Consider the following 17,977-nt stretch of genomic DNA (forward strand, 5'->3'; position numbering starts at 1 on the left):
AGCGTTAGATTTATTGGGAGTTTCCCTGATTTGTACCCAGTAACGGGGCGGCGGAAATTCTCTTAATCCCTTCTACAGCACAGGTTATGGCCTTTTGTCAACGGGGAAGTCCAGCTATAAGGGTTTCATCCCTTATAACCCCCGTCCATTGCATAACACAAACCGAAGAACCAGAAAATAGAAATAAATACATAGGGCAGCAATTCTCAATTTGCCCTGTAGCAAGGCTTTTGGGAGTTAGTTCGCATAATACGGGGTAAAATTCAATGGGATGGCGAATTTCATTTCACGAGTCTTCAGGCTTTTGAGGTGATAGTACACCCAAAGTTGCCCCAAAAATCCCCCTTTAAAATGTTCTTTAAATTCCTAAAAGGCTTGCTCTAAAACTGAGAATTGCTGTCACTGCGGCGAAAAAAAACCGAGCCGGACTCCCTAAAGACGTGGAAAAGAACGGCCACTGTGAGAGAGTAGTATCCATCGTCTCAGTCTTGAGATGCTCTGAAACTATGCACAACCACTGCTTGAGATATTTGTTTTTCGGCATTGCCTTTCACGATGCTCCTCTAAATCTCTAGCTTGATGTTCTCACCTTGAGTGTGTGACTGCTCACCTCTTTATAATAAACCTACACCTATCAGGGAGAAGGGAGGGGGGAGAAGGGAGAAAAAAGCTGATCGATTAGTGATCACTGATCAAGTCTCCTTCGGTGCTATGATCAAGGATGTAAAGTTTTATCAACACTACCTTAAACAAGCTCTCAAGAGAGGATATAAAGAACAACAGATGGCTTACACACTTCCCCCTTTACCCTACGATTACACTGCCTTAGAGCCTTGCATCACCAAAAGTACTCTAGAATTCCACCACGACAAGCACCACGCCGCTTATGTCAATAACTATAACGGTTTGGTCAAAGATACGGAACTCGATGCTCTCTCTTTAGAAGAAGTTATCGTTAAGGTTGCTGGTGATGCTTCTAAAGCTGGGGTTTTCAACAATGCCGCCCAAGCATGGAATCATAGTTTTTATTGGGACTGCATGAAACTGGCGGGTGGCGGTGCGCCTACTGGTGCTTTAGCCGCTAAAATTAACGCAGATTTCGGCAGTTTCGAGAAATTTGTCGAAGCTTTCAAAACCGCCGGAGCGACTCAATTCGGTAGCGGTTGGGCTTGGTTGGTTCTCGATAACGGTACTCTCAAAGTCACCAAAACCGGCAACGCTGACAATCCTTTAACCGCCGGACAGGTTCCCCTCTTAACTATGGATGTGTGGGAACACGCTTATTATCTCGACTACCAAAATCGTCGTCCCGATTACATCAGCGACTTTTTAACCAAGTTGGTTAATTGGGATTTCGTGGCTGCTAATTTAGCGGCGGCCTAAAAATTTGGCTCAGTTAATCAGTTATCAGTTATCAGTTATCAGTTATCAGGGGTTGGCGAGCAGGGAGAAACAATCCATAGGTTGGGAGTTAATCGTACTATTAAAATTGGCAAATCTCTCTAATATTGATTATCCTTAAAATAGATAACCAGAAAAAACTTTTTTAACATCGATCGCGCTTCTCGCACAATGGAACAACCTGTCAGTTGGATTATTCCCCGTCATCCCCGTCCCGATTATCCCCTGTTTGTATTTTTACCCGGAATGGATGGCAGCGGCCAACTATACCATCGTCAGATTAAAAACCTTGCTCCTTACTTCGATCTGCGTTGTTTGGCGATTTCCCCGCTATATCTCGGCGATTGGGAGGAATTAAGCGATTGCGTGATTGCTTTATTGGCACAGGAATTAAAGGGACAATCGAGAAAAGTCTATCTCTGCGGTGAGTCTTTTGGTGGCTGTTTAGCCTTGAAAATAGCGACAAAATCACCAAAATTGCTTAAAAAACTGATTTTAATTAACCCTGCTTCTTCTTTTAATCAAAGACCTCTTTTAAGCTTGGGAATCGGTATCACCCAGATGATGCCCGATTTCATCCATAGCAGCTCGGCACTAACTATTTTACCCTTTCTGGCCGCTCTGGGTCGAATATCCCGGGAAGATCGCAGCTCTCTCCTCAAAGCCATGCAATACGTCCCACCGAAGACGATTAGCTGGCGTTTATCCCAGTTACAACGGTTTCAGGTTAGTGCCAGCGAGTTAAAAAGTCTGCAATTGGAGGTGTTAGTGATAGCCAGTCAAGGAGATCGACTCTTACCATCGGTAGCGGAGGCTAAACGCCTAATTCAGCAGTTACCCGCCGCAAAATTAACAATTCTGCCCCATAGTGGTCACGCTTGCCTACTGGAAACCGATATTCACCTCAAAGACATTCTTCATCACCATGCTTGTCTCCCCCGAAGCTTACCCGCAAAAAGTCACTGAGGATGGTTCTTATACCTTTTTTTCGACCGAATTCGGCGAATGTTATCATTCTACCTCTGGGGCAAGGGAAGAAGCCGAGAAAAAATTTATCCTCTCCAGTCGTCTGGCAGCAAAAGCAGACCAGAGCAATAATCTGAAAGTTCTTGACATTTGTTACGGCTTAGGGTATAATGCCGCCGCAGCCTTGGCAGCCATTTGGCGAGTTAGGGGGGATTGTCGGGTAGAATTATTAGCGTTAGAAAGCGATCGAATGGTTCCCCTAGCAGCTATTAGAGAGAATCTCTTAAATAGTTGGAGTCAACCAATTCCCGAATATTTAAGTGATTTTGCCCATAATCACCGGCTGGACTTGCCTAATCTCACCGCTAAACTGTTAATCGGGGATGCGCGACAGACGATAACCAAGGTGATTGAGGCGGGTTTTCAAGCGGAGGCAATTTTTCTCGATCCCTTTTCCCCGAGTAAATGTCCGCAACTGTGGACGGTGGAGTTTTTAGCTTTAGTGGCCAAATGCCTGAGTCCGACGGGTTATTTAGTCACCTATTCCTGTGCTGCCTCGGTGCGAAGGGCTTTACAATTAGCAGGATTGCAGATTGGAGCCACCGATAGCGTCGGGCGGCGATCGCCGGGGACAATAGCCAGTTTTTTGTCCTTACCCCCATCTCTATCGGCACAGGAACGGGAACATCTGCAAACTAAGGCCGCTATTCCCTATCGAGACGAGACTTTAACCGACCCAGCCGAAGTGATTATACAACGTCGTCGCAGCGAACAGGCTCTCTCTGACTTAGAACCGACTAGCCACTGGAAAAAACGTTGGCAAAGAGCGGTGAGTTCGATCGAAATCTCGGAATGAGATTAATTGGGAAAGAATCCCCGGGCTAAAATTTGTTTGTATTGCTGATGCTGTCTCGGTTCTAGGGTTTGACTAGAGACAATTCTCGCTCGCGTTTTCCGAAAGTCCCACCCTATAGGAGTAATTTCGGGGCTGTCAACCAGAATAACTGACACTTACCTAGGGGATTTTGTTGATTGGGAACCTCTAGACCAATTATTCCCGCTTTTTTGACCGATAATTTTCCTTGAAACTTGCCCCAAACTAGCATTTCCGTCCAATAGCCTAAATCCGGTTCGTGGCCCACCAGTGCAATCGCGTTTTCCTCTCGCTGATAGTCGGACTTTTGCCACCACTGCACCCAATCTTGAATATTGCCATTGGGCGATAGGGGATTAAATTGCTCAATTTTACTGCTTAAACCCGCTTTTTGCAAAATTTCGGCGGTTTGCACGGCACGCACCAATGGGGAAGTGAGAATTAGGTCAAATTTCACCCCCAACTGTCCTAATCTTTGGGCAATTTTAGCAGTTTTTGCCTTACCTTCCTCGGTTAAAGGACGTTCCCTATCGTTGAGATAATCCTCCGATTGTCCTGCTAATCCATGACGCACAAAATAAAGTTTCATATCAGTGTCGGGTCGGTCTTGGCGATGATAATAGATAGCTGAGGTCTGATACTTAGGTGCGAATTACCTTTTCATCGGGGTTAACTAGATGGGAAAGTTTTTGTTTGATTTGGGTGTCATACATTTCCCACTTAAGTTTAGCGTATTCGGCATTATTATTAAAACCACCGAGGAAACCGATAGGAATTTCAAAACCTCCGGCCATATAACGGCCACCACCAAAAAAGCGACCTTGGTTATCTTGTCCGAAAGCTTCCTTAAGAAATTCATCGGGATCTAGGGTAATTTTACTGGTACGCATAGAACCAATGACTAACTCGATATCCTCATCTTCATCGTGAACGATACCATAAACTAAAGCCGTGTGAACATTTTCTTCTGTCACCAAAAAATCGGCAGCCTGGGGAATCGCATCTCGGTCATCATAACGCAAATAACCGACCCCGGCGATCGAATAATTATTTTTAATAATACGGTTTTTTAAGGCTCGTTCGATCACATCCATCACCCGTCGGGATCTGGCCGATTGCAGGACAGCGTTTAATAATTGAGCATCGTAGAAACGACTGAGATAACCAGCAGCAATAAATTCACACTCTTGCGCTTGCATTAAATTATTCGTATCTGATCGCAATCCGTGCATCAAAGCTGTGGCACACTTAACATGGACGGTATCGCTAGTATTAAAATTCAGTAACCCTTTTTGGATATATTGGGTTAACATCGTCGCTGTTGCCCGGATTTGGGGACGAATATCAACAAATTCCGCCTCTAGATCCCCTTGGCGAGTATGATGATCAATCACGGCAATAACGGGAATTTTTGCCTGTTTAACCAGAGTGGTTAACTGACTATTGGTTCCCTGACCATCGACGAAAACACAACCCTGATAAACCGAAAGATCTCTATCCTTGAGGGTATGGACTCCCCAACGTTTAGCCGGTAAACCTGTTAGTTTTACCAAAGCGACATTTTCCTGATGGGAGAGAGTACCCGCATAGACTATATCGCAGTGAATATCGTACTGCTCGGCGATAATTTGATAGGCCCAGGCGCTAGAAAGAGCATCGGGATCCGGGAAATCCTGCATCACCACCATTTGATTTTCGCCGCGGTGATTTTCCAAAGTACGTCGCAGGCGATCAATTAGGGAAATAAGTAGGGTATCATTACTAACCGTGACTGGAGGAAGGGGACATACTGCCGACGGTTCCCCTAACACTACATCGGTTTCGAGGGACTTGGCAGGAACTAGACTCAGTAATTCAGCCATCATTTTTAGAAAAGTTTGCTTAAGGGTAGATTCAGTCGGGATTTTTTGAGCTAATTAATTTTAGACCATATTCTCGCTCGATCGGTTCATCTCAAATATTAAGCTTTTCTTGCCCCTAGCTCCCCACTGTCGGGCTATAACTCTAGTCTATCAAAAGACCTTTCCTGTTTGTTCTGGGAGAGCGGTTAGGAGTGAGGGCAATTAACCATCGCTGCCATTACCTGTGAAGATAGATAATTTAGATAGTCAACGCCTTACCATTAATCATGGATAAACCGATAGATATTGAAGTAGTTAGAACTGAAGCACTAAGAAAGCTAGGCAGAAATATAGTTAATTTTTCAAAGATTGAAGGTATTTTAAAGTATCTACTTTCAGTTAGTCAGATCGAGGGATTATCAACATCAACCTGTAACCAGTTCGTTGACAATCATAAGAGATTTCGTAAGCACACATTAGGTCAACTGGTTAAGGAATTACATAACACTGTGCTAGTGGATGATAGTCAGTCTGAACCTCAACTAGACTCTTCTGAGTTAGGTATGTCTTGGTCATTTAAGGCTACCTATAGTGACTCAGATTTCTTAAATGCTCAGAAACAGGCTCTCTCAGACATTGTGTTGGAACGAAACAAGTTGATTCATCAAGATTTAGCACTACTCAATACTAGCTCTATAGAAGACTATTATAAGTTAATCAGTCTTTTAGATGAACAAAACCCTCGATTATTAGCTCATCTTGAAGAGCTTGGGTGGATGCTAACCTCATTTATAGAGGGAATAAAAGACCTTCAAGAATTCATTAAATCACCAGACTTTCACCAGTTTATACACTCTAGCCAATCCGATGCCTAACAAGTGCGTGTACAGGGAACGGCGGCAGACACTATCGGTTATAATGCAGACAGTTGGTCACACTCTGTCCCCAGGAAAAACTTTTTCAGCAGACCCTAGCTATTATACCGATAGGACGGGTTGGCCAGTAGAAATGGCTTTTTCGACGATATCGGCGGCCATTTTCACTCCTCCAGTCTTCTGTAGTGCTTTTTGCATTCTCAGGGCATTTTCTCGGTAACTGGGGAAGGATAAGACCTTTTCAATCGCCTTTCGTAAACGGGGAACTTCTAGACGGGAAATCGGAATCACTTCCCCTGTCCCCGACCATTTTATCCGAGCAGATACCCCCGGTTGGTCGTTAGTGATGGGAATGGCCACCATCGGTACAGCTTGGGCAAGGGATTCTAGGGTAGTATTTAAGCCTGCGTGGGTGATAGTAAGAGAGGCTCTGGTTAAAAGCTCTAATTGGGGAGCGTAGGGAACAACTAGGGCGTTTTTGGTGGTTATTTGAATGTTAGAGTCGGTATTGCCCAAGGATAAAACTAATTGTACCGGCAAATCGGCACAGGCTTCGGCGATCGCATTAAAGGCCGATTGTAGGCGATTTTGAATTGTACCGAGGGAAGCATAAATCAAGGGTTGTCCGGTTAATTTTTCGTAGGGAAAAGGAATCGTTTTTCTGGTGGAGGAATCGTGAAAGGGGCCGGTAAAGTGAAAGTGAGCGGGTAAATTTTGCCGAGGAAACTCGAATTCGGCAGGTTGTTGGCTAATTTGGGCGATGGGTGAATAGCGTTGATTGATGTTTTGATAGGGAATTAACCCCCATTCTTGACGCTGCCGGTTGATTAACTCATTCAGGGGACGAGTCAGAGAGTCAAGGAGTTTATAGCCAAGTTTATTGCGAATAACCCCGATAAATGAGGGATTATAGTCCCAAGTGGTCATAAAGGGCGGAATAAGCGGATCGCGATTTAAAACCAATGCCGAACAAAAACTGATAAAGGGAATAGCCAATTTTTCTGCGATTGTACCCCCTGAGGCGGAGACTTGATCGACAATTAGGGCATCAATTCCCAAGCGACGCATCTCTTGAGGGATAGTTTCAAAGAGGGTCGCTGTAGAATCAGTTACTAATTCTACCGTGCGTCGGACGGCGGCTGTTCCCCGTAATTGACCAATTTCGGCTAAATTTTTGGCTGATGTGCCTTTCGGATATTGGTCGGGTGCAATTGCCTGAAAATCTAAGCCGGCTGCTTGCACCATTTCTTCACCATCAAGAGTTAAAAAACATGTAACTTTATGACCGCGTTTTTGTAATTCTTTTCCTAAAGGTAGGAGAGAATAAATATGTCCAGAAGTTGTAGGACAGAGTAAACCAAAATGAGTCATTAAACACCTCCACAGGTTTTCTTTAATTCTTCTAGATTCCAGAATGCTCCACCCAAGGCGGAGAATTGTATTCCTTCAAAGCAGTTACGCACGGCCCCCAAAGCGAGGGGATTGACAAGATAAATAAACGGGACGTATTCCTGTTGAAGTTGTTGAATTTCATTATAGATAACTTTGCGCTTCTCAAAGTCTAATTCTTGGGAACCTTTGACGTATAAATAGGCGATTTTTTTCTCCCAATCCGCCGCTTGCCAGCCTTGAATTGGCGGGCTGCCGGGTTGAGGTTGTTGGTTAAAAGCGTGGAGATTTCCATCTACATACCAAATATTAGGGGCGTGGGGTTCATTATCGCCGGTAAAACCTAAAATATGTGCTTCCCAATCTAGACTATTACTTAGTTTATCAACTAAATTGCTAAAAGCGATCGCTTGAAAATCCACTTGAATTCCTATTGCGGCTAAATCATTTTTAATTTGCGCCCCAATAGCTTCCCGGATTTTGTTACCTGCATTAGTAATCAGGTTAAATCTAACGGGATTATTATCGGCATCGACTAAAAGATTATCACTATTATACTTAAATCCCGCCTCTAATAATAATTCTTTGGCTTTTTCGGGATTGTAATCGTAACCTTTCAGGGTTTTATCGTAAAAAGGCGATTGGATAGAAAGAAAAGAATTTTGTTCTTGTCCTAACCCTCGATAGATATCATCAATCATTCTTTGACGATTAATGCCGTAGGCAATAGCTTGACGGAAATTTAAGTTATTAAACCACCTGGATTTAATTGGCTCTATTAGGGGTTTTCCGTTGCGTTTGCCTTGGTTGAGATTAAAACCGATAAATTGGGTTCCGTAGGCAGGTCCGCCGTTAAAAATAGTGAAATTTCCTCTTTCTTCTTCGGTTTTTAAGAGGGAGAAAAATTCGGGAGTTACCCCAATAGAATCTAAACTTCCCGAACGAAATTGTAGTAAAGTTGTGTCCTGTGATTCAACAATTGCCCAAATTACTGAAGTTATATGGGGTAATTGTTGTCCACGGTCATCTTTTTTCCAATAGTAAGGGTTATTCTCAAAAATAATCCTTTGTCCCGTGATATATTCTTTTAGTTTATAAGCACCATTAAAAACAATTTTATCGGGAGGAGTATCTAACCCCCAAGTGGAGAGAAATTCTAACCTACCATCGGGGCTTTTTTTCTGAATAGTTTTTTCTAAAGCGTGTTTAGGTAAAATCGGTGAACTGACAGCATCTAAAAAAGGAGCAAAAGGTTCGGGTAGTTTAAATTCGATTCGGCGATTATCTAGTTTAGTGATAACTGGAAATTCTTTTTTTAATCCTATTCTTAAACTATCGCGGTAGTTGTTGGGAATATCAGGATTTAGATATAAATCTTTATAGGTAAAAACCACATCATCAACGGTTAAGGGTTGACCATCTGACCATTTTAAACCCTCTCTCATAGTAAAAATAATGTTCAAATTATCATCGGAAATTGTCCAAGATTCTGCCAGGACTGGTTCTTTTTTGCCAGTAATGGGATTTTCTGTTAATAGTCCTTCGTAGGTTAAACCAAAAATATTCGGGGATTCGGCCGATAAAACAGCATTAAAGGTTTTTGGGTCACTTAATACCGATATGACCACTTGATTGCGTCTAACTTGATTACCACAAGCAGTTAGGGAAATCAGCAATAAACAAGAAATTAAAAATACCGTTAATCTGCGCCAAAATTTCACCATAATCTTTAATATTTTTCTGTCCGACTATTTAGAAGTAAAGACCTTGTCTTGCTATATACACCGAAACTGACCAAGCTGAAAGCCGATGGACTGTTTCCTTGTCCCATCAATATAACAGGAAATGAGACAAAAAATCTCGCCTAGGAAAGATTGACAAAGGCGAGAAACCGTGTTTCCATTCAAGAATGGGAGATAAAATCTAAGAACGTTGTTCGATCGGTGTATAGGTGACTTCGTGTTGTCCGGTGTAGATTTGGGTAGGACGGAAAATGCGGTTAGCATTTAATTGTTCTTTCCAGTGGGCCAACCAACCGGCCACCCGGGAGATGGCAAAAATCGGGGTAAATAAATCACTGGGGATGCCTAATTTCCGATAGACCAATCCCGAATAGAAATCCACATTAGCATAGATACCTTTTTCGCCGTAGATATCCACCACTGCTTGTTCTAATTCTAGGGCTATATCGTAGTATTCATCGGAACCTAATTCCGCGAATAATTGTTCGGCAAGGTTTTGTAAAATCGTCGCCCGGGGATCCTTAACTTTATATACCCGGTGTCCAAAACCCATAACTTTTTGTTTGTTGGCGATACATTTTTCCACATAGGGACGAACATTAGCCACCGAACCGATTTCCTCTAACATTAACAATACTTCCTCGTTTGCCCCACCGTGGAGGGGGCCGGCGAGAGTTCCCACTGCTGAAGCGATGACACCGTAGGGGTCGGTTAAAGTGGAGGCAGTCACCATAGCCGAAAAAGTCGAGGCATTCATGGTATGTTCGGCGTGGAGAGTCAAACAGACATCGAAAACTTTCGCCGCTAAATCCGTCGGTCGTTTTTCCGTCAACATATAGAGGAAATTGGCCGCATAATCAAGACTATCGTTGGGCTGAATGGGGTGATTACCTTTGCGAATTAATTGAAACGCCGCCACCATAGTCGGGATTTTCGCTAATAGCCGGACTACTGCCTGACGGATATAGTCGGGATTATCCAGGGCCCGCCTGGCATAGTATAAACCCAAAGCCGCCGCCGAAGTTTGTAGCGCATCCATGGGATGGCCTTTTTCGGGGAAGCATTTCATCATGTCTTCGATACGGTACTTGATGCGTCGATGATAACGGATTTCATCGGCAAATTCTTCCAGTTCCGCCCCCGTGGGCAGAGCACCCCAGATAAGGAGATAGGCGGTTTCGAGGAAGGTACTTTTTTCGGCGAGTTCCTCAATCCGAATGCCCCGATACTCCAAGATTCCCTTTTGCCCATCCACAAAGCTGATACTGGACTGGGCGGCGGGAATTCCTTCTAAACCTGGACGATATTCACAAACTGTCATAGTTCTACCTTTCCGTGGCGAAGATTAAGCCCTAACGCTAACTTACTTGATCTTTCCACCCTTACCGAAATTTTATAGAAATTCTTCGGTTCTGCCTCTCCTGTTCAGGATTGGGGAGAATTGGACGGAAATTAATCCTATTTAGCGATTGCTTCGTCGATTTAGTCAGCCCTGCCCTAGCGCATTTTTTCTGGGCTTACCGTTCCGACTCTAGCTAGTGGACTTGATATTTATCTACTTTCATTGTAGCGAGACTATCTCGATCGATTGAGCCGATCGATAATTTTTTTAAGTTTCTTCGGGATTAATATTTAACTCCCGCAGTTTTGCCGCCAATCGTTCGGCCCGTTGCCGTTCCGCTTCCGCCCGTTGCCGTTCCGTTTCGGCCCGTTGTCGTTCCGCTTCGGCCCGTTGTCGTTCTTGGTTGTAACTGGTGAAAGGTTGACCATCGGGATAATACAAGAGTAACTCTGGTTGGGCTAATTGAAAACGAATGCCCAAGCGAGGACTGACCCAATTATCGAGATTTTCCAGACTTTCGAGCCGATTTTCCCGACGAATACAGCCACCCAAATCATTTTTATCGGGATTATAAATGTAGTATTCTTCCACACCATAACGGTCATAAAACAGTAGTTTTCTGGTCATTTCCGTTTGGGTATTACCCGGAGAGAGAATTTCAAAAACCACTTGTGGGGGGATATTGTTCTCTTTCCACTGTTGATAGGAACCTCTTTCGCCTTTTGGTCTGCCGAAAGCTACCATCACATCGGGTGCTTGTCGAGTCTTATTATCTCCCTCCACGGGATACCAGAGTAAATCACCGGCGACAAAAACATCGGCATCATTGGCAAATAACCAGTCTAAATTCGCTTTAATCGTCGTAATCCAGCGAAATTGTCTTGTATTGTCGGCCATCGGTTTACCATCGCTATCGGGATAGACGATTGTGGTTTTCGGGCTGTCGTCGAGTTGTCTAACCATTGCTTAACCCTAGAATTTCGTCTTTGCTTCCTTAATAGTATAACTTTACTATAAAAAATCGGAGCAAATATTTAGGGATGGTGATGGTCTTAAATGCTGTTTAAAAAGTATCGGGGAGTGGGGAGTGGAGAGTGGGTTTTGAAAGTTCGATTGGGAGTTTTATCATCTTATACTTTACAATACCAATTCTCCAAAGTCTGACTACAGAAGTTTAATCCCCCCAAATCCCCCTTAAAAAGGGGAACTTAAAGGGGGATTTAAATTCGATGTGTAGTTTTCATTTAGAGAAATGGTATAAAAACCTTTTCTGCAAACGTTAGGACAGATGAACTTTTTTCTTGCCTTTGATGTTTGTTTTTACAGATACGGGCTCTTCTAGGTTCTGTGTGATAAGTTTAACTTACTATATGATCGATCTTTGTGTCCTTTGTGTCTTTGTGGTTCGTTCCACCCCCTCGCTAGGAGGAATGTATCTTAGAATACATTTTACCCACCAAACCTGGGAGAGCCAGATACGACTTAGCATTTGAGATTAGTCAAAAATAGTTTGACTAGAGAAAAAAGAGGTGTGTTAGATTTCATTAACTACCAGAGCGGCGTACTGCTACGCAGTGCCTTCGGCATCGCAATAGAGGAAATGCGATCGCAATAAATCCTCATCTGGCCAGAGACTTAATTGATTGACAAAAATCGCCCTTTATAACCCCGTCCATGGCCTAACACAAACCGAAGAACTATAAAGATTAGATTGAACATTTCTGGGATTTCTGTCTAACAGCAAAGTTAGCCTGCTTTTGGGGCAGGGATTAGCGCAAAGGTGGTGTTATACTCAGACAAAGTGCAGAAAGTCAAAATCCGTAACTTTCTTGAATCCATGCTGACAACTACTCAATTTGCGCCCCTGCTAAAGCAATTGTCTTACTCCGATAAGCTCTTATTACTTAACTTTCTTGTAGCCGAGTTGCTCAAGGATTCTGGTATTGTACCGATGTCTATTGAAGATGATCTCCCTAGACAAGGTTTACATGACTCTTTTGAGGCTGCCGCCATTCTTGCTCAAGCATTAAAAGAGAAACAAGAATTGACTCATGGCTAATAAGGTAAGATTTGCTTTCACCGAGGTAGATTCTAGTCTTGGGGCATTAAGTGCGCTTCCTTATTTACCATTGACATTAACTTATCAAAGTCAATCCTTGAATGTTTCGGGTCTCTTGGATACTGGCTCTAGTGTTAATGTGTTGCCCTATGAAATGGGTTTAGCTTTAGGTGCAGTCTGGGAAAACCAAAGGCTATCTCTGCCATTAGGAGGTAATTTAGCTAGATTTGAAGCTCGTGCATTGGTTGTTAAAGCTACTGTTGAGCAATTCCCCACCGTAGATTTAGCCTTTGCTTGGACACAAGATAAATATGCGCCGCTAATACTAGGACAGATGAACTTCTTTCTTGCCTTTGATGTCTGTTTTTACAGATAAGACTTAGCATTCGAGATTAGTCAAAAATAGTTTGACTGGAGAAAAAAGAGGTGTGTTAGATTTCATTAACAACCAGAGCGGCGATCGCGCTCATACTCAATCAAAACCTCAGCAATTTGAGGATGATAGTTGTCTATACTTCGGTTAATTACTTTTGCACAGGCTATGAATTTATCTTGTAATCCTTCAACCTGTATTTCTATTGCAATACGTTGCGCCGTTAAATCATTTAAATTTGAATTTAATATACGCATCACTTGCTCCATGACAAACCAACGATTATGCGACCATCCTAAAATAGCACTTGCCAGAGCAGCAGATGATTTGGAATCAAGATTACCCAATTTAAAAATCACTTCTAATCGTCCGATAATTACATCACAGTAATCAAAACCAAAGGAACCTGTCGCCCAATCACAATATGCTATCGCTATCACTTGCCAGAGTTCTTCATCAATAGAATTTAGCTTTTTTAATACGTCTTCATCAATCGCTTGACATACAACCCATAAATCAGACTCATCTTGTGTTGTCTTTATAAATCTTGCAAAACTTTCTAATACCTCGCTATTCCAATCAGAGAGATCTTGCAGTTTTTCTACCCATTCTGTAGCACTAGGGCTAGGAGTAAGATTTTGAGGCTCTGATAAGATCTTGAGAAGTGCGCCGCGAAGTGCTGAAATGTTTTTGAATCGCTTTTTAGGATCAAATTCAGTACACTTCTCAATGATCATTCCAATAGGACCATGACTTGTATATCTTTGATACGGTACACGAGGAGAACCAACAAATAGATCATGCAATATGCACCCAAAAGCATAGATATCCACGCTAGGTGTTGCATTGCGGAAATCTTTGACTTGTTCTGGAGCGCAATAATGTGCGGTTCCCCAAGATGAATCAACAGATGTCAGTTTAGTTGTAGCGTTAGTTACAGGAAGAACTAAGCCAAAATCTGAGATTTTCCAACGTTGTTGATGAAAAAGAATATTTTGAGGCTTAAGATCGCGGTGAACGTAACCAAGAAAATGAAGTTCTTCTAGGGCGTTGAGAATATCTGATAAAGCTGATAGAGGAATAGTCTCACCACTGCGGGCCTCCTGTATCTCCTGCCAAAAGTTTCGATCAGCAAGGGGCATAATAAACCAAGGAGTTTCGGTTTCGAGATCAAAATCAAGAACTTTCATAAAGTAATCACTACTGAGTAATGACTGAACTTGAACCTCCCTCTGAAATCGCTTCTTTAATTTTGGTATATCAGCCGCAGCCAAAATATCAGGGACGGGATCAAATACTTTTCGTGCGGCAATAGTTGCTTCGCCTAATTTAACTCTCTCAACCCGACCAAAGCCACCGCGACTGATTTCATTGAGTACCTTCATGCGTGCTAATTAACCTCCTAAACTTAATCGCCCTAAAAATAATTCTACGATTATCGCGCCACTGAAAGGCTAGGCAATCTAACTATTAATTATACAGAAATTTTCTCTATAACACTCCTGAGAGTAACGATATGTAAAAACTCTCGGCATATCACCCCATTTTAGGGCCATCGCCGGAACTTTTCCCCATATCATAACCAAAAGCATATTAGCCAGATTAAACAACCTATTTTAAGTAGATTCCTAACAACAAACTGAAATAAAATAGACTTTTCGGGAAGTCTAGCACTACTTGCTTCAGTCCACCCCACAATTACCTAATTTTCGGGGAAAAAGTGCCAAAATTTTGCCCTCGATCGCTCTTATGTTCGGCACTTTTTGAGGGCAAAAAAATCTAAAAATCTTAGCCAACAATGTTTTTAGATTTATTCAGCCAACCCTAAGTTAAATTTTGAGTTGATCGATTAAATCGCGCATGATTTTGGCAGAATTATGTAACTGTTCCGTTTCTCTGGGACTGAGAGCAAGATTCAGGGTTTTAATTACTCCTTTCTCGTTAACCACCGAGGGAATACTTAAACACACATCTTTGAGACCGTATTGACCATCGAGGAGAGTGCTAATAGTGAGAATTCTTTCTTGGGAACGTAAAATCGCTTTAACGATATCCGTGGTAGCTAAACCGATCGCATAGCTAGTATAACCCTTGCGTTTGATAATTTCATAGGCGGCGTTTTTAACCTGAAGAAAAATTTCTGTTAAGCTTTCTTGGTCGGTTGCGCTTAAATCCTGCCAATCTCCTTCGAGTAACCTTGCTCCTCCGATATTGGCCGAACTCCACACAGCAAGCTCACTATCCCCGTGTTCACCGATAATATAAGCGTGGACGTTACGCGCATCTACATGGAGTTGGGTGGATAAAAGAGAGCGTAAACGGGCAGAATCTAGCACCGTACCCGAACCAATCACCCTAGAAGGCGGAAAATGGGTGATTTTAAGGGTAACATAGGTCATGATATCGACGGGATTACTCACCACCAAAATCAAAGCACTGGGGCAGTAAACAGCCACATCCTCCAGAATACGGCGAAAAATCGCCACATTTCGCTCAAGGAGATGTAATCTGGTTTCTCCCTCTTTTTGGGCAGCCCCGGCAGTAATAATCACCACATCGGCATTTTGTCCCACATCGGCCACGGTTCCCATTTTCAAGTCTGTGGGTTCAATAAAAGGCATTCCGTGCCTTAAATCCATCACTTCCCCTTCGACTTTATCCGTGGCGATATCTTGCAGAATTAATTCATCAAAACAGTCTTGAATTAACATCGAGTAAGCGCAGGCCATCCCCACCTGACCAACACCGATAATCACCCCCTTGCGAGGACGCAGAGGAGCGGGTTTTTCAGCGTAGGGATTGGGAGTAAATATTTTATCTAGCATAGATTTTTGCAGTTACTGGCTCGGTAAGCTCATTTTAAGGGGAAATGGTTAATATCAGGTAAAAAGAGACTATCAAGAGATTTTGAGGCCATTATCGGCAATTTTTTTCTGGTAATTGGTCGGACGAATTTCTTGTCTTTGATTCCCTGACCCCTAGTTTAAGAGAATTGAGGGCTGCTGACAGCTTCAGGCTATATCCTAAAATTAGGAATAAGGTTACAGTAGGAGGCGAACCGATGATCTATCACATCACTACAGAAAGAGGTTGGCAAATAGCTCGTGAAATGGGGGAATATCGGGCGTATTCCCTAAAAAATGAGGGATTTATCCATTGCTCTACCTTAGAACAAATTCCGAAAGTTGTGGACGCTTTTTATCAAAATCAGCCAGACTTGCTGGTTTTAGCCATTTCTCTCGAACAATTGCAGTCCCCGGTTAAATGGGAGCAGCCCCAGCATCCTAACCCAGAAAATGCCACTTTAGAGCTAGAAAGAGAGACCTTTCCCCATATTTACGGTGCTATCAACCTAGAATCGGTAGTTTTTGTTAAACCCCTAGAGGATTTGCTCGATTCCTAGAACTAAATCATCTAACTCTTGGTAATCGGGGAGAGTAGTATCGATGCTCAACCCGCGCCGAATCACAAGGCGATCCCACTGTGGTCGCGATAATAGCTCGCTAAAGTATCGCGCCTTGAAAATTAACAAATTTGCCTCTAGACCCGTCTTAATGCGCCCTAAATGGGGCAATCCGAGCAGATTTGCTGGGGTGAGGGTGACACTATTTACCCAGTCAGCGTAGGGTGTGTCGAGATGAGCAATCCGCACCGCTTGGGTAAAGACTTCTAAACCATCGTGATCCCCAAAACCATAAAAGGGATCGCGACAGTTATCACTGGCAAAAGCCACCGGAATTCCCGCTTTTTTCATCTCTTTTATCTTAGTTGTTCCGCGCCAAAAGGGGGTTTTTTCCTCTTGACGATCCTGTAGGTAGAGATTGCACATCGGCAAGCTAACGATAGCAATGCCCGCATTTTTGACTAAATTTAGGGTTTCTTGGATTATTTCAGGGTATTGTACCGCTAAACTGCAACAGTGACCACAGATGATTTGTCCGTCAAATTGCTCTTTGATGGCAGTACGCGCGATCGCTGCTAAACAGGTAGAATCGGGGTCGCCGTTTTCATCCAGATGAAAATCGAGATTTAAACCCCTTTCTTGGGCTAATTTGAAGGTAATATCAATTTGTGCCTGTAAATCAGGATTTGTGTAGGCTACTCCCCCTAATATGCCCCCAAATTCGGCGATTTTATCGGCTAAGGCCGCTCCTTCGGAGGTTTGATAGTAGTCAAGGGAAACTAGAGAAACCGCTTGCAGGGTGATTTTACTGGCCCATTGTCGTTGCAATTCTCCCAAAGCGGTTAAGCTAATCTGTGCCTGTTGACCAAAAGAGTCGATATGGGTGCGAATAGCGGCGGTTCCGTGAGCATAACTGCATTTAACACCGAATTCCATGCGACGATACACATCCTCTAAGCGCCACTCCCGTCGGGAATCCTCTAGAACCATTTTTAAGGCACTGTCAAAAGTGCCATCATGGTTAGGACAACGCTGCCAACTATGACCTTTATCGAGATGGGTGTGCATATCGATAAAACAAGGAAAAATAATCTTTTTTTCGAGGTCGATGACGGGAATATTATCTTCGGGGGGGATGGTTGAGGTGATGCGATTAATGTTACCGTCATTAATTTCCAGATTAACTAAGGTTAATCCCTCGGAGGTTTGGGGAGAGAAACTCTCATTTTCTAGCAGGGAAACGGGAATATGAGCATTTTTGAGCCAGTAGCGCTCGCTTGATGTAATCATAAGACCTCTGGTAAAAATCAAAAATTGTTGTTAGGGTTAGGAGTCGGTCGTCGGTGCATCTCACATTTGCAGGAATACCGACAGTCAGCAATTATCAGTAACTCTTATAGCGGTTCTCACACCTGTGTGGCACAGTTAAACCTTTGCTAATTAAGCTTTTCAACATCGATAATGTACCTCTTGCGAACAGGAAACGCTATAGATAATTACAAATGTATCAGCAGCTGCGTGTAAGCATCCCACCGAAAAACTAATGCGCGGGGGGTTTGGGGGCGGCGCCACGCCCCCAACGGGGGGTTTGGGGGGTAAGTACCTAGGCAAAATTAATTACATACTCGCCTCCAAAATTGTCCAGCACTTTTTTAACGTAAGCGAGGAGGCTCTTTCGGTCTTTATAGGCGCTAAATTCAATCCATTCATAT

General features: G+C 43.1%; 16 protein-coding genes and 1 pseudogene. 7 read left to right on the forward strand and 10 right to left on the reverse strand.

Going from position 1 to position 17,977, the window contains the following annotated elements:
- Positions 1-783 precede the first annotated feature (783 nt).
- The 3 genes from EWV60_RS17470 (at position 784) to EWV60_RS17480 (ending at position 3,223) form a co-directional block, all read left to right on the forward strand.
- Positions 784-1,383: a superoxide dismutase gene (locus tag EWV60_RS17470; RefSeq protein WP_287233719.1), complete on the forward strand. Its 600-nt coding sequence runs from the start codon at positions 784-786 to the stop codon at positions 1,381-1,383.
- 189 nt (positions 1,384-1,572) lie between these two features.
- Positions 1,573-2,367, forward strand: a complete 795-nt coding sequence (locus EWV60_RS17475) for an alpha/beta fold hydrolase (RefSeq protein ID WP_287233723.1) — start codon at positions 1,573-1,575, stop codon at positions 2,365-2,367.
- Positions 2,327-3,223 carry a tRNA (5-methylaminomethyl-2-thiouridine)(34)-methyltransferase MnmD gene (locus EWV60_RS17480; RefSeq protein WP_002736656.1) on the forward strand — a complete coding sequence of 299 codons (897 nt, stop codon included), beginning with the start codon at positions 2,327-2,329 and terminating at the stop codon, positions 3,221-3,223. Before EWV60_RS17475 ends, EWV60_RS17480 begins: the two co-directional genes overlap by 41 nt.
- A gap of 112 nt (positions 3,224-3,335) precedes the next feature.
- Here the strand turns inward: EWV60_RS17480 and sixA are convergent, their stop codons facing one another.
- The gene (sixA, locus tag EWV60_RS17485; RefSeq protein ID WP_287233728.1) at positions 3,336-3,830 is read right to left on the reverse strand and encodes a phosphohistidine phosphatase SixA; all 495 of its coding nucleotides are present in this window, start codon (positions 3,828-3,830) and stop codon (positions 3,336-3,338) included.
- A 52-nt stretch (positions 3,831-3,882) separates the two neighbouring features.
- Positions 3,883-5,106, reverse strand: a complete 1,224-nt coding sequence (locus EWV60_RS17490) for a DHH family phosphoesterase (RefSeq protein ID WP_002755088.1) — start codon at positions 5,104-5,106, stop codon at positions 3,883-3,885.
- A 263-nt stretch (positions 5,107-5,369) separates the two neighbouring features.
- Between EWV60_RS17490 and EWV60_RS17495 the strand changes: the two genes are divergently transcribed.
- On the forward strand, positions 5,370-5,957 hold the full coding sequence (locus tag EWV60_RS17495; RefSeq protein WP_287233733.1) for a hypothetical protein: 588 nt from the start codon (positions 5,370-5,372) through the stop codon (positions 5,955-5,957).
- A gap of 102 nt (positions 5,958-6,059) precedes the next feature.
- Here the strand turns inward: EWV60_RS17495 and EWV60_RS17500 are convergent, their stop codons facing one another.
- The 4 genes from EWV60_RS17500 to EWV60_RS17515 all read right to left on the reverse strand — a co-directional run bounded on the left by EWV60_RS17500 (position 6,060) and on the right by EWV60_RS17515 (position 11,393).
- On the reverse strand, positions 6,060-7,328 hold the full coding sequence (locus EWV60_RS17500) for a glycosyltransferase (protein ID WP_287233736.1): 1,269 nt from the start codon (positions 7,326-7,328) through the stop codon (positions 6,060-6,062).
- Positions 7,328-9,070: an ABC transporter substrate-binding protein gene (locus tag EWV60_RS17505; protein ID WP_287233739.1), complete on the reverse strand. Its 1,743-nt coding sequence runs from the start codon at positions 9,068-9,070 to the stop codon at positions 7,328-7,330. Before EWV60_RS17505 ends, EWV60_RS17500 begins: the two co-directional genes overlap by 1 nt.
- 199 nt (positions 9,071-9,269) lie before the next feature.
- Complete coding sequence (locus EWV60_RS17510; protein ID WP_287233742.1) at positions 9,270-10,409, reverse strand: citrate synthase; 1,140 nt, start codon at positions 10,407-10,409, stop codon at positions 9,270-9,272.
- 288 nt (positions 10,410-10,697) lie between these two features.
- Positions 10,698-11,393, reverse strand: a complete 696-nt coding sequence (locus EWV60_RS17515; RefSeq protein WP_287233744.1) for a Uma2 family endonuclease — start codon at positions 11,391-11,393, stop codon at positions 10,698-10,700.
- An 874-nt stretch (positions 11,394-12,267) separates the two neighbouring features.
- Between EWV60_RS17515 and EWV60_RS17520 the strand changes: the two genes are divergently transcribed.
- Both EWV60_RS17520 and EWV60_RS17525 read left to right on the forward strand, forming a co-directional pair.
- The gene (locus EWV60_RS17520; RefSeq protein WP_002755098.1) at positions 12,268-12,489 is read left to right on the forward strand and encodes a hypothetical protein; all 222 of its coding nucleotides are present in this window, start codon (positions 12,268-12,270) and stop codon (positions 12,487-12,489) included.
- Positions 12,482-12,865 carry a pepsin/retropepsin-like aspartic protease family protein gene (locus tag EWV60_RS17525; protein ID WP_042790799.1) on the forward strand — a complete coding sequence of 128 codons (384 nt, stop codon included), beginning with the start codon at positions 12,482-12,484 and terminating at the stop codon, positions 12,863-12,865. Before EWV60_RS17520 ends, EWV60_RS17525 begins: the two co-directional genes overlap by 8 nt.
- 65 nt (positions 12,866-12,930) lie before the next feature.
- Here EWV60_RS17525 and EWV60_RS17530 read toward each other — a convergent pair whose 3' ends face one another.
- Both EWV60_RS17530 and EWV60_RS17535 read right to left on the reverse strand, forming a co-directional pair.
- Entirely contained in the window at positions 12,931-14,247 is a 1,317-nt protein-coding gene (locus tag EWV60_RS17530) for a serine/threonine protein kinase (RefSeq protein ID WP_103112415.1), read from the reverse strand.
- Positions 14,248-14,691: 444 nt separating this feature from the next.
- Positions 14,692-15,687 carry an L-lactate dehydrogenase gene (locus tag EWV60_RS17535; RefSeq protein ID WP_002773766.1) on the reverse strand — a complete coding sequence of 332 codons (996 nt, stop codon included), beginning with the start codon at positions 15,685-15,687 and terminating at the stop codon, positions 14,692-14,694.
- A 236-nt stretch (positions 15,688-15,923) separates the two neighbouring features.
- Between EWV60_RS17535 and EWV60_RS17540 the strand changes: the two genes are divergently transcribed.
- Positions 15,924-16,265, forward strand: coding sequence for a DUF952 domain-containing protein (locus tag EWV60_RS17540; RefSeq protein WP_002755160.1), 342 nt, complete (start codon positions 15,924-15,926; stop codon positions 16,263-16,265).
- Here the strand turns inward: EWV60_RS17540 and EWV60_RS17545 are convergent.
- The gene (locus EWV60_RS17545; protein WP_287233753.1) at positions 16,242-17,555 is read right to left on the reverse strand and encodes a cytosine deaminase; all 1,314 of its coding nucleotides are present in this window, start codon (positions 17,553-17,555) and stop codon (positions 16,242-16,244) included. The two genes, EWV60_RS17540 and EWV60_RS17545, sit on opposite strands and share 24 nt — an antisense overlap.
- Before the next feature lie 313 nt (positions 17,556-17,868).
- Positions 17,869-17,977, reverse strand: a pseudogene (locus EWV60_RS17550) (IS630-like element ISMae24 family transposase); the annotation flags it as partial.

It is taken from the genome of Microcystis sp. Msp_OC_L_20101000_S702 (assembly GCF_007095705.1).
Taxonomy (GTDB): domain Bacteria; phylum Cyanobacteriota; class Cyanobacteriia; order Cyanobacteriales; family Microcystaceae; genus Microcystis; species Microcystis ichthyoblabe_A.